This window comes from Cloacibacterium caeni (assembly GCF_907163105.1).
GTDB classification, from domain to species: Bacteria; Bacteroidota; Bacteroidia; order Flavobacteriales; family Weeksellaceae; genus Cloacibacterium; species Cloacibacterium caeni_A.
The window spans coordinates 2,255,672-2,268,036 of the sequence record NZ_OU015321.1 but is presented as its reverse complement, the minus strand read 5'-3'; the positions used below and the strand labels follow the sequence as shown (position 1 = coordinate 2,268,036).

Below are 12,365 nucleotides of genomic sequence, written 5' to 3'. Positions count from 1 at the left end.
TGGTCTGTTACAAATTACCTATGATGAAAACACGTTTTTTTATAATCAGCTTATTATCAATTTCATTTTTTATGATGAGTTTTGCTCCACAGAAAGAAGTTTCTTCTCTGAAGAGAAAGTGGATGTTGGTTGAATTTCAAGGATTTACCAAGGAAGAACTCATTCAGAAAAAAGCATATTTAGACTTAACTCACCTCGATAAAGGAGGTGGCGCAAAAATGGGCTGCAACAGTATTTTTTTCTCTGTAAAATTGAAAAATAATCACAGAATAAATTTCTCAGGAGTTGGTTCTACCATGATGTATTGTGATGGAAACGTGAAATTAGAAGAAAACTTCGGGAAATTATTACCTACGATAACTAAATATCAAGTAAAAGGACATTTTTTGACTTTGAAAAATAAAAATGGACAAACCATGAAATTTGTTGCCGAAGATTGGGACTGATAATTTGATATTGAGTAGATTTGAAGAAGATTTTGAAAAAATTCGCAAATTTGAATTAAAAAAAATCATCATATCAACTCATCATCATATTAACACATTATCAAATGAATTTTAACCCAGAAATTCTCGGCTTGATTGCAGGAACATTGTCTTGCATAACCTTCGTTCCGCAAATTTTTAAAACTTGGAAATCAAAATCGGTAAAAGATATTTCTGTAATGTCTTTTATGATTGTGGTAATCAGTACTTTAATTTGGTTAGTTTACGGGATTTGGAAACAACTTCCTTCTGTAATTCTTACCAATGTAGTAGTCTGTATATCAGCAGTTATCATGCTTTTACTCAAGTGGAAATATTCTGAAAAGTAAATTCTATAAAAGATTCTTTAAACCTTGAAATGTTCTTTTGGAGAAAAGGAATTTTCTTTGAAAGAAAAACATGAATATCAATCCAGAAGTCTTTGGGTTTATAGCTGGTGGAATTTCCTCCGCGCTTTTTATCCCACAAATTATTAAAATTTTCAAGGAAAAATCAGCCGAAGAAATCTCTTTGCTCACTTGTATTATAGGAATAATCAGCAGTGTGCTTTGGTTGTATTATGGTGTGGTAAAAGACAGCATTTCTATGATGGTGACCAACAGTATTTCTATCGCCATCACCGTTTTTTTATTGATTTTAAAATGGAAATTCTCAAAATCTCTATGATAGGTGAATATATATTACCTTTGTAAAATAATGTAGTCAGTAAACCTTATGCTCGAAAAAAAAGAACATCAATACGAAAAAGCCGTTTTAGTAGGCTTAATTACACAGCATCAAGACGAAGAAAAACTTACCGAATATCTCGATGAGTTAGAATTTCTTGCCTATACTGCAGGTGCAACTGTAGAAAAACGCTTTACGCAAAAATTATCTCAACCAGATTCTAGAACCTTTGTAGGAAGCGGAAAAGCAGAAGAAATCAAAAATTTTGTAAAAGAAAACGAAATAGGAACCGTTATTTTTGATGACGAACTTTCACCTTCTCAATTGAAAAATTTAGAAAGAGAAATGGAAGTGAAAATCCTCGATAGAACCAATCTTATCCTCGATATTTTTGCACAAAGAGCTCAAACTTCTTACGCAAGAACTCAAGTAGAACTCGCTCAATATCAATACCTTCTTCCGAGATTAACCAGAATGTGGACGCACTTAGAACGTCAAAAAGGAGGAATCGGAATGCGTGGACCTGGTGAAACCGAAATTGAAACTGATAGACGTATTATTCGTGATAGAATTACGCTTCTAAAAGAAAAGCTGAAAACCATTGATAGACAAATGGCGACTCAACGAAATAATCGTGGAAAAGTAGTGAGAGTTGCATTGGTAGGATATACGAACGTAGGAAAATCTACCTTGATGAATGCGCTTTCTAAATCTGAAGTTTTTGCAGAAAATAAATTGTTTGCAACGCTAGATACTACCGTTCGTAAAGTGGTGATTGGAAACTTACCATTTTTATTGACAGATACGGTTGGTTTCATCAGAAAATTGCCGACTCAGTTGGTAGAATCTTTCAAATCTACGCTTGACGAAGTTCGCGAGGCTGATTTGCTGATTCATGTAGTAGATATTTCTCACGAAAGTTTCGAAGACCACATTGATTCTGTGAACCAAATTCTCATGGAAATCAATGCGCATCAGAAACCTATGATTATGGTTTTCAATAAAATAGATGCTTTTGCTTATGAGAAAAAAGACGAAGATGATTTAACTCCAGCTACCAAAAAGAACATTTCTCTGGAAGAATGGAAAAAAACGTGGATGGCAAAATCTAAATATCCTACGGTTTTCATTTCGGCCTTATCTAAAGAGAATTTTCCAGAAATGAAGAAAATGATTTACGATGAGGTTCATAAAATTCATATTTCTAGATTTCCATATAACGATTTCTTGTTTGAATATTTTGATGACGAGGAAGTTGTTTAAACACAGAGGCACAACGAAAACACAGAGCATACTGTGAACTCTGTGAAACAAGCTCTGTTTCTCTGTGTTTAAATTTTTAAATTAGATTTTTGCACACTTTGTCATGCTGAAATCTTTAGATTCGACGAAGTCAAAGCATCTAAATAATTATGAGAACTGAATTTTTTAAAAGTAGAATTTTTTTCTACATTTTTCTTGCAATTGTGAGTCTAGACTTTGTAAATGGGCTTCTGCTGGTTTCTAAACCAACAGAAATTGCTGGAATTCTTGTTTTAAAGTGGCTAAAACTTCTTATTAGTTTTTCTACTTTTTTAATGTTCTTCTTAAAAACAAATTATAATCATCAGATTTTTAAAATATTTATTTATTTCGTTGGAATTTTAATGCCGTTATATATTCTACTTTATCACATAAAAGAATTAGTTTTTTATGGTATTCACCCAATTTCTGCTGAGAAATTAATTGAAAATGGCTTTAATTTATTTTTTGCAATTATTCTTTTAATTTTTTATAATAAATATAAAATTGATAATAATGTACAACCAAATCCTTGAAGCCTTACAATTTCTTTCTACACCAGAAAAGAGAGATTTTTTGCCGTATTTTTTTAAAACGGGAAAAGGTCAATATGCAGAAGGTGACCAATTCATTGGTGTAGTCGTTCCAGATTCTAGAAAGTTGGTGAAGGAATATTGGCAAAAAGCCACTTTAGATGATGTTCAAGAAATTTTGAAATCAGAATTTCATGAAATGAGATTAGTGGCGCTGTTGATTTTGGTAACAAAATTTGAGAAAACCAAAGACGAAAAAGAGAAGAAAACACTCGTTGATTTTTATCTAAAAAATACAAAGTATATCAACAATTGGGATTTGGTTGATTTGTCTTGCTATAAATTATTAGGAAGATATTGTTTTGAAAATCAGAAAGATGAAATCTTGAAAAAGTTATCGAATTCTGAAAACATGTGGAAAAAACGCATCGCAATTGTGGCGACCATGTATCATATCAAGAAAGGAAGTCATGATTTAACCATAGAATTGGCGCTGAATAATCTTAATCATCCTCACGATTTGATGCACAAAGCAAACGGTTAGCTTCTAAGAGAAATGGGCAAAAAAGATGAAGAAAAATTATTGAATTTTTTGAGAACTCACTACCAAAATATGCCCAGAACTTCACTTCGTTATGCGATTGAAAAGCTAGAAGAAGATTTACGACAAGACTTTTTAAAAGGAAGAATTTAAACTTTGGAAATTGCAAAAATCATAACGCATTATTTTTTACACTTGATATTTCCGGTGTTTATAGCGCTTGTTTTCTTTAGAGAAAATTGGAAAAAGGCTTATTTCATTATGTTAGCCACCATGTTGGTAGATGTGGATCATCTTTTAGCTACGCCAATTTTCCAAGAGGGAAGAAGCAGCATTGGTTTTCATCCTTTGCATACTTATCCTATGATTTTTTTATACTTTTTAGGCGTTTTATTTCTACGAGGAAATTACAAAATCATAGCAATAGGATTGCTATTTCACATGTTTACAGATTTTGAGGATTTTTATTTCTGGAGATGGTTAATGAAATTATAGTTTTCTCAGTTTGGTATCCATTTCCATTTTATAGGACATTAAACTGGCAATATTTTCAGCTTTAGATTTTGCAGATTCTGCAATTTCGCCAGAGAATAATTGGTCTACAGTAGATTTCCAAAGACTTAACCACGTGTCAAAATGGTGTTTTTCCATTGCCATTTTTTCATTGATCGGGAAATGAGCACCCATTGGATTTCCGTCAAATTTTACATCGGCAAATAACAATGCTTGCCAGAAAATGTACATTTTAGGCAAATGTTTTTCCCAGTTTACTTGGGCGATTTCTTCAAAGAAAAACCCGATTTCTGATTCTCGAACGCTTTCGTAAAAAGTATTAACGAGTAGTTGTATATCTTGAGTGGTGGTAATGTCTTTCATTTTACAAAAATAGAGGTTTAAAACATCAAAAATTTATGATTTCAGTCAATTAGTTTTAATTTTGCATCATTAATGATAAGATGGATTTAGAATTTTATAAAAATCAAGCTTTACAAAAGCAAAAAGAGCACAAGAAATTTCTGGAAAATCTCAAGAAAAAAACACCGAAAAATTTGGATTATGTAGTGCAGGAAGTACATGATGAGGTTTTCGAGGAAATAGATTGTTTGTCTTGTGCCAATTGTTGCAAAACTACAGGACCATTGTATACCGAAAAAGACATCGAGAGAATTTCGAAACATTTGAGAATGAAACCAGCAGATTTTGAAGCAAAATTTCTGAGAATAGACGAAGATAATGACAAAGTTCTGCAAAATTTACCTTGTTTTTTCCTGAATGAAGATAACACGTGTTCCATCTATGAAGTAAGACCAAAAGCGTGCAGAGAATATCCTCATACGGATAGAAAAAAGATTTATCAAATCAATAATCTCATGCTGAAAAACACGGTGATTTGTCCTGCTGCATTTACTTTTGTGGAAAAAATGATTAGTAAAGTTGGTTCAAAATAAATATAAGAGTCAAAATTAAATAAGATATAACTAAACTCGTATTAAGAACTATTTTACATTTTCTATGTAGACTTTTGTTTAGATAAAATTGATTTATTTCAGTTTCAATATTCTCAAAATTAATTAATTTATCTTCATAAAATAAAAATAGAATGAAAGGAAAAATCAGAATGAAAAATCCTATAAACTTCATTTTTAAAATAAAAGCCGAAAGAAATAAAGGAAATAAAAAGAAAAACAAACCAGATCCATAATATCTTGATATTTTGTATTTGGTAATTATTCCCCAAAACGGATTTGATTTATATTGCAAATAAACCTCGTAATATGAATATTTAAATAAATTGATTAGGAATACTTTCATTATTCAAATATAAAAAAGTCTCGAATAAAATCCGAGACTTTCTACCGTTTTACGGGTCTTTATTTTGAAAAAATCATCAATTATTTAGACTACACCTTGTGCAAGCATTGCTTCAGCTACTTTTACGAAACCTGCAATATTAGCACCTTTTACATAGTTTACGTATCCATCTTCTTCTTTACCGTATTTTCTACAAGCATTGTGAATACCAATCATAATTTCTTTCAGTCTAGCGTCTACTTCTTCAGAACTCCAGTTTAATCTGATTGAGTTTTGCGTCATTTCTAGACCAGAAGTTGCTACACCACCAGCGTTAGAAGCTTTTCCTGGGCTGAATAGCACTTTATTATCTAAGAAATAGTTGATAGCATCTAATGTAGAAGGCATGTTTGCCGCTTCTACTACACATCTACAACCGTTTTCTACTAAATTTTTAGCATCTTCTAGGTGAAGTTCGTTTTGTGTAGCAGCAGGAATCGCTACGTCACATTTTACTTCCCAAGGTCTCTTACCAGCATGGAATTCTGCAGTTGGGAATTTCTTCACATAATCTTCAGCTCTGTTGTTTCCAGAAGCTCTTAATTCTAATAAGAAATCTATTTTTTCGCCAGTAATACCGTCTTTATCATAAACATAACCATCAGGACCAGAAATAGTTACTGCTTTTCCGCCTAATTCTTCTATTTTTTTGATAACTCCCCAAGCTACGTTTCCGAAACCTGAAACGGTTACGATTTTATCTTTGAAATCTTCACCTTTAGTTTTTAGCATTTGTTCACCAAAATATACTACACCATAACCTGTAGCTTCTGGTCTAATTAATGAACCTCCGTATGCTAAACCTTTACCAGTAAGAACTCCAGTAAATTCATTTCTAATTCTCTTGTATTGACCGAAAAGGTAACCAATTTCTCTAGCACCTACTCCGATATCTCCTGCAGGAACGTCTGTTTCTGGACCGATATGTTTACACATTTCCGTCATGAAAGATTGGCAGAAACGCATAATTTCGTTGTTTGATTTTCCTGTTGGGTCAAAGTCAGAACCTCCTTTTCCACCACCCATTGGTAGAGTAGTTAATGAGTTCTTGAAAACTTGTTCGAATGCTAAAAATTTAAGCACTGATAAGTTTACTGTAGGATGGAATCTGATTCCTCCTTTATATGGTCCGATTGCAGAGTTCATCTGAATTCTGAAACCTCTATTTACCTGAATTTCACCTTTATCATCTACCCAAGGAACTCTGAAAATGATTACTCTTTCAGGTTCTGCCATTCTCTCTAGAAGCTTCATTCCTCTGTACTCTTCTTTGGTAGCAATAAAAGGAATAACTGTAACCGCTACTTCTTTTACCGCTTGTAAAAATTCTGGCTCATTTGGGTTTTTTGCTTCAATTTTCGCAACGAACTCTTGTATTTTTTGTTCGATAGTGTTTTGTTCCATAGATGTTATGAATTATTAAAGACAAATTTAATTTTTTTTTCTATTCTCACAAGGAATATTTTGACTTTAATGAAAATTATATAAATTATGTTAAAAATTTTATTAAATTCATAATTATAATGTTTCTATTAAAGAAAACATGATGTTATGTGAAAAATAATGAAATATTAAAAAATTGTGAATTTTTAAATTATAGAATATTGCTTTCCGGAAAGTGCTTTAATGTATCCTTTTAACTCAAAATCAAGCAAAATGGGCAATAATTTATAAGGAGGAATGTCTAGTTTTTCGCTCAAGTCATCTAACGAAATTTGAGATTGAGAAGCAATCGTGTCATAAATCGGTTGCAACTCTTTGCTCAGTTTAATTTCTCTCGCAGCAAAAAGGCTTCCTATCTTTTCTTTTTCTTTGCCCAATTGCAATTCGTCTAATATTTCTTCAAAATTTTGTAAAATTCTGGCTTTGTTCTGTGCAATGAGCAAATTACAACCTTGGCTGTACTTATCATTGATTTTTCCTGGCAAGGCAAAAACTTCTCTGTTGTAATCATTGGCATAGCTTACCGTACTCATAGAACCGCCACCAAAAGCGGTTTCTACCACAATGGTAACAGGCGAAAATCCTGCTACAATTCTGTTTCTTTGCAGGAAATGTTCGCGGTCTGGTTTATCATTAGAATTAAATTCGGTGAGTAAAGCGCCATCTTGTTCTAGAATTTCTGCGGCTAATTTTTTATGCTGAGAAGGATAAATAAGATGCAAACCATGAGCTAAAACTCCTGCTGTTTTCAGTTGATTTTTCAAGGCTTCTGTATGAGCGCAACCATCTGTTCCGAGTGCTAATCCGCTTACAATGAGGACTTTTTTATTTTTTAAAATTTCTAAAAATTCTTCAATGAAATGTTTGCCATAACTCGTCATGTTTCTGGTTCCTACGATGGAAATGGGAGTTAAACTTTCGTCTAAACTTCCTTTTTGGTAAAGAATTGCAGGAGCATCATCACAATTAGAAAGTAATTTTGGCAATTCTTTTAAATGGCGAAGATTAATTTTAATGTTATTTTTTTCACAGAAGTCAATTTCCTTTTCTGCGAATTTCAAATAAGTTTCGTTGCCGATTTCTTTCGTAATTTTCGAGCCAATTCCCGGAATTTCTTTGAGCAATTTCTTAGAAAGATGCCAAGTTTCTTTGGCAGAACCTGTAATTTCTACCAATCTCATAAAATTTACATCGCCAATAAGCGGAGTAGCGCGTAACGCTATGGAATATAGATGTTCTTCATGTAACATTCTCAAAAATAAGAAAAAATCGCTTTACTTTTTTCTGATTTCGTCTAAATGTTCCCAGATTTCTTCTTTCTTTTTCTGTGGCATTTCTAGAAAATGTTCAGGATGACCTTCGATGTATTCTTGCCAAAGTTTATCGTCTTTTTCGCTGTAATAATTCGGGAACTCCCAAATGAATTTTTTCTTTTTTTCTTGATGTTTTTTTCTAAAAATTAGCGCCAAAGAAAGGCCAACTACCGCTCCAGAAAGGTGAGCTTGCCAAGAAATTCGGCTCGGTTCGTCTAATCGATAGAATAATTCTTCTGGAAAAATTCCCCAGATTAAACTTCCGTAATACAAGGCGACTAAAAGAGAAACGGTAAGCAGTTTTTTGTCTTTTCTGAAAATTCCACTGAAGAATAAGAAAAATGCAAGCATGTATACAATTCCACTTGCTCCGATGATGCAGGTATAAGTAGCTTCTTGTCCGAAAAAATTCATAGGTGGCAGTAACCAAACTACGAGTCCCGTAACAATCCATCCGTAAAAAAATACATGATTAGCCAATTTAGGATAAAACTGATAAAGCAAGAACAGCAATGCTGCAATCGGCACAGAATTACTGGCGATATGTTCTAAATTTCCGTGTAAAAGCGGAGAAAATATTACGCCTTTTAATCCTTCAGGAACTAGAGGAATGAGGGAACCTTCGCAGTTTTCTACAAAACCGATGTGTTGTAAAAAGAAACCTAACCACATGGCAAAAAGCATGAAGAGAGGAATTAAAAGCGCTTTGATGTGGATGGTGTTTTTTAGCATAAATAAAATGTGACTAAATAAATGCCAAGACAATTTTATGGAAAATTTGACTATAAATCCCCTATTTTTTTAAAAATTATAGACAAAAAGTAAGATTTTTTCGTTTTCAAGACTTCCATTCGTTTTACAAATTGTATTTTTGAACTGGTTTTTTAAATTTTGAAAATGAAGAAGTTGTTAATTTTTGTGTTTGGTTGTCTATCTATAAATATGTATTACTCCCAAATTGAGAGTAAAAGAATTCTAGATTCCATTAGCGCAGAAAACTGGAAAAAAAACATTCCTAACTTAGATTCTTTGGCAGAAATTAATTTGCAAAAAATAGATGTAAAGCACAAGGATTCCATTATTCTAAAAACCGATAAAATTACTGCGGAACTCGGCACAGAGATTCCTATTACACCGTTTCAATTGATTAAGACCAAAGAAGAAAAAGTTTGGTATTTCTATGGTCAAAACAATATGGTTTTTAACCAAGCAAGTTTTAGCAATTGGAATTCTGGGGGAAATAATAACATTGGGATTTTAGGGAAAATCAACTATAATTTGAGTTTCAAAAAACGAAAGCATTATTTAGAAAATAATTTCCAATTAGGATACGGAATTGTAGCAGCAAGCGGACAAACCACTAGAAAAACAGAAGATTTCATCAATATCATGGCGAATTATGGTTATGATTTAGGGAAGAATTATTACTTGTCTTCAGGTTTTCAGTTTATTTCTCAGTTTGCGCCGGGTTATAATTATGTGAAAACGCCAAGTCCGAATTTTGATGACAGAATTTCTAAATTTTTAGCACCAGCATACATTAATACGGGTATTGGTATTTCGTATAATCCTAATGAAAACTTCCAAGTCATTTTTAGACCGATTAATGGTAAGTTTACCATCGTAGCCGATAAACATTTGCAAAAAGTAGGTTTTTACGGTTTAGAAAAAGATGGTCAAAGTCTCAGAAAAGAGTTAGGAGCCATGGTGAATATTTTGTACAGACAAAAAATTTATAAAGACATTAATTTAGTGAATCAACTGAACTTCTTTACCAATTATTTATATCATACAGAACGAGTGGATTTTTCTTACAACGGTCAATTGAACTTTAGAGTTAATAAATTGATTTCTGCTAATGTAAGTGCAGATTTATTGTACGATCATGATCAAATTAAGAGAATGCAGTTTAAGCAAACTTTAGGTATAGGTTTTTCTTATAATTTAGGCGTAGAAAACCAAGACAAGCCAAAAGTTAAAAAAGTAGTAAAGCCGTTTTTATAATGAAATTTAAATAATTTAGAAAAATATAATCCACCAAATTATTGGTGGATTTTTTATTATTACGCTCAATAATAGAGATTTTAAGCATTTGCTTTATCAATTCGCTAGCGAATTTTGCTTTGTTTTCTTAAAAAGGTTAATCTTTTATTTTAAATCTTTGCGTTTTAAAACTTTTAGCAAGCTATCAATTCATCATTGCAGCAGCTCCCGCTCCAATAAGTCCAATGAAAATAATAATGGCATAAAAAGAAAGCAGAATGATAGTTAAAATCCCCATAAATTTATAATGAGATTTTAAAAATTCAAATGCATCTCTAATAGCGTTATTGTCATTGTTTTCAATTGCTTTTTTAGTATTTTCTGAAAATTGATACAAGTAAGAAATTGGGAAATAGTATAAAACAGCAAATGCCAAATAAAGAAGCATCATAAATATTTTTCCACCAAAAGGAAAATCTCCATTAGACATTAATGATGACGGAGCAAAAAGCATTACTAATGAACCCAAAACCATGAATCCGATTCCAACAAAACCTAAAATGGCTAAAAACTTAGTCCATTTTGCTGTTTCTTTTAAAAATTCTTTCGAACGCCAATCGATTACTAAATTATCGCCGTTCTCTACATGTAAATTGTTTTCCATAAATTATATAGTTTAAAAAATTAAGCATTCCAAAATTCTCTATCCAGACTTCTGTATTGTATCGCTTCAGAAATATGATGAGAAAGAATATGTTCTGATTGTTCTAAATCTGCAATGGTTCTAGAAACCTTCAAAATCCTGTCATAAGCTCTCGCCGAAAGATTTAGTTTTTCCATTGCGTTTTTGATGAGGTTCTTAGAATCTTCATTCAGTTCGCAGTATTTTTCTAATTCTTTAGGCCCGATTTGAGCATTGTAACTGATGTCTAAATCTTGGTAGCGCACATTTTGCATTTCTCTGGCTTTCAAAACACGCTCTCTAATTGCAATACTGCTTTCGCCTTTTCTTTTGTCTGAAAGTTGCTCGAATTCTACTTTTTGAACTTCAATGTGAATATCAATTCTATCCAATAAAGGCCCAGAAAGTTTATTCATGTAGCGTTGCATTTCAAATTGAGACGAAGTATTATTAGGATCATCAGGGAAATAACCACTTGGTGATGGATTCATACTTGCCACCAACATAAAACTTGCAGGATAATTCACCGAAAATCTCGCTCTGGAAATCGTCACTTCTCGGTCTTCCAAAGGTTGACGCATTACTTCCAGAACTGTTCTTTTAAATTCTGGCATCTCATCCAGAAACAAAACGCCATTATGCGCCAAAGAAATTTCGCCAGGTTGAGGATAACTTCCGCCACCAACTAGAGCCACGTCAGAAATCGTGTGATGCGGACTTCTAAAAGGCCTAACTGTCATCAAAGAATTATTGGCGCCCATTTTTCCTGCCACAGAATGAATTTTGGTAGTTTCCAACGCTTCTTTCATGGTTAATGGTGGCAAAATACTTGGAACGCGTTTAGCGAGCATGGTTTTTCCACTTCCAGGAGGACCGATGAGAATAATGTTATGACCACCAGCTGCGGCAACTTCCATCGCACGTTTTGCCGTTTCTTGACCTTTGACTTCAGAAAAATCAAAAGGAAAATGGTCTATTTTTTCTTGAAATTCTTTTCGGGTGTCAAATTCTGTTCTTTCTAGTGGAATATCTTCGTTAAAGAAATCAATAACTTGTTTAATGTTTTCTATGCCGTACACTTCCAGATTATTGACAATTGCGGCTTCTCTTACATTTTGTTTTGGTAAAATAATGCCTTTGAAACCTTCTTCTCTGGCTTTTATCGCAATGGGTAGAACGCCTTTTATCGGTTGCAAACCTCCGTCTAAGGAAAGTTCGCCCATGATGATGTATTTTTCTAAATTTTCGGCTTTTATTAAGTCTGAAGCTGCCAAAATCCCAATGGCAATGCTTAAATCATACGCAGAACCTTCTTTGCGCAAATCTGCAGGAGCCATGTTGATGGTAATTTTCTTACCTGGAATTTTGTAGCCTACATTTTTGAGTGCGGCATTAATTCTATAGCTGCTTTCTTTAATGGCATTATCTGGTAAGCCTACAAGATGATAGCCTACTCCGCCTGTGTCTACATTAACTTCTATAGTGATGGTTTGCGCCGAAACGCCATGAATAGCGCTCCCGAAAATCTTTACTAGCATTTTGGTTATTCGTTTTTTACAAAAGTAAAAGTAAGGATTTTTTTGAAAT

Annotated in this window: 14 protein-coding genes and 1 pseudogene; 9 read left to right on the top strand and 6 right to left on the bottom strand. The window is 32.9% G+C overall.

Features of this window, described 5'->3' with window-relative positions; genetic code table 11:
* Positions 1 to 23: 23 nt before the first annotated feature.
* The 7 genes and pseudogenes from KKQ76_RS10590 to KKQ76_RS10560 all read left to right on the top strand — a co-directional run bounded on the left by KKQ76_RS10590 (position 24) and on the right by KKQ76_RS10560 (position 4,001).
* Entirely contained in the window at positions 24 to 446 is a 423-nt protein-coding gene (locus KKQ76_RS10590) for an META domain-containing protein (protein WP_213197111.1), read from the top strand.
* Between the two features lie 104 nt (positions 447 to 550).
* On the top strand, positions 551 to 814 hold the full coding sequence (locus KKQ76_RS10585) for a SemiSWEET family sugar transporter (RefSeq protein WP_213197110.1): 264 nt from the start codon (positions 551 to 553) through the stop codon (positions 812 to 814).
* Between the two features lie 70 nt (positions 815 to 884).
* The gene (locus KKQ76_RS10580; protein ID WP_213197109.1) at positions 885 to 1,151 is read left to right on the top strand and encodes a SemiSWEET family sugar transporter; all 267 of its coding nucleotides are present in this window, start codon (positions 885 to 887) and stop codon (positions 1,149 to 1,151) included.
* Positions 1,152 to 1,199: 48 nt separating this feature from the next.
* Positions 1,200 to 2,414: a GTPase HflX gene (gene hflX, locus KKQ76_RS10575; protein ID WP_213197108.1), complete on the top strand. Its 1,215-nt coding sequence runs from the start codon at positions 1,200 to 1,202 to the stop codon at positions 2,412 to 2,414.
* A 149-nt stretch (positions 2,415 to 2,563) separates the two neighbouring features.
* Positions 2,564 to 2,968: a hypothetical protein gene (locus tag KKQ76_RS10570; protein WP_213197107.1), complete on the top strand. Its 405-nt coding sequence runs from the start codon at positions 2,564 to 2,566 to the stop codon at positions 2,966 to 2,968.
* Positions 2,949 to 3,659 (top strand): annotated as a pseudogene (locus tag KKQ76_RS10565) (DNA alkylation repair protein). The gene KKQ76_RS10570 and the pseudogene KKQ76_RS10565 overlap by 20 nt, the downstream one beginning before the upstream one ends.
* Positions 3,660 to 3,662: 3 nt before the next feature.
* Entirely contained in the window at positions 3,663 to 4,001 is a 339-nt protein-coding gene (locus KKQ76_RS10560; protein WP_317194569.1) for a DUF6122 family protein, read from the top strand.
* On the opposite strand, the gene KKQ76_RS10555 is transcribed toward KKQ76_RS10560, so the two are convergent.
* Positions 3,996 to 4,382 (bottom strand): group III truncated hemoglobin, encoded by a 387-nt coding sequence (locus KKQ76_RS10555; protein WP_213197106.1) that lies wholly within the window; start codon positions 4,380 to 4,382, stop codon positions 3,996 to 3,998. The genes KKQ76_RS10560 and KKQ76_RS10555 overlap by 6 nt on opposite strands.
* 80 nt (positions 4,383 to 4,462) lie before the next feature.
* On the opposite strand from KKQ76_RS10555, the gene KKQ76_RS10550 reads away from it, so the two are divergent.
* Positions 4,463 to 4,954, top strand: a complete 492-nt coding sequence (locus KKQ76_RS10550; RefSeq protein WP_213197105.1) for a YkgJ family cysteine cluster protein — start codon at positions 4,463 to 4,465, stop codon at positions 4,952 to 4,954.
* A 448-nt stretch (positions 4,955 to 5,402) separates the two neighbouring features.
* Here KKQ76_RS10550 and gdhA read toward each other — a convergent pair whose 3' ends face one another.
* The 3 genes from gdhA to KKQ76_RS10535 all read right to left on the bottom strand — a co-directional run bounded on the left by gdhA (position 5,403) and on the right by KKQ76_RS10535 (position 8,845).
* Positions 5,403 to 6,761, bottom strand: coding sequence for an NADP-specific glutamate dehydrogenase (gdhA, locus tag KKQ76_RS10545; protein WP_213197104.1), 1,359 nt, complete (start codon positions 6,759 to 6,761; stop codon positions 5,403 to 5,405).
* 185 nt (positions 6,762 to 6,946) lie between these two features.
* Positions 6,947 to 8,050 (bottom strand): DNA-processing protein DprA, encoded by a 1,104-nt coding sequence (gene dprA / locus KKQ76_RS10540; RefSeq protein ID WP_213197103.1) that lies wholly within the window; start codon positions 8,048 to 8,050, stop codon positions 6,947 to 6,949.
* A 24-nt stretch (positions 8,051 to 8,074) separates the two neighbouring features.
* Complete coding sequence (locus KKQ76_RS10535; protein ID WP_213197102.1) at positions 8,075 to 8,845, bottom strand: rhomboid family intramembrane serine protease; 771 nt, start codon at positions 8,843 to 8,845, stop codon at positions 8,075 to 8,077.
* 165 nt (positions 8,846 to 9,010) lie between these two features.
* Here KKQ76_RS10535 and KKQ76_RS10530 point away from each other — a divergent pair, with 165 nt between their 5' ends.
* Positions 9,011 to 10,117, top strand: coding sequence for a DUF3078 domain-containing protein (locus tag KKQ76_RS10530; RefSeq protein WP_246501393.1), 1,107 nt, complete (start codon positions 9,011 to 9,013; stop codon positions 10,115 to 10,117).
* Between the two features lie 184 nt (positions 10,118 to 10,301).
* On the opposite strand, the gene KKQ76_RS10525 is transcribed toward KKQ76_RS10530, so the two are convergent.
* Complete coding sequence (locus KKQ76_RS10525) at positions 10,302 to 10,760, bottom strand: DUF5362 family protein (protein ID WP_213197101.1); 459 nt, start codon at positions 10,758 to 10,760, stop codon at positions 10,302 to 10,304.
* A gap of 20 nt (positions 10,761 to 10,780) precedes the next feature.
* Complete coding sequence (locus KKQ76_RS10520; protein WP_213197100.1) at positions 10,781 to 12,316, bottom strand: YifB family Mg chelatase-like AAA ATPase; 1,536 nt, start codon at positions 12,314 to 12,316, stop codon at positions 10,781 to 10,783.
* Positions 12,317 to 12,365 lie beyond the last annotated feature (49 nt).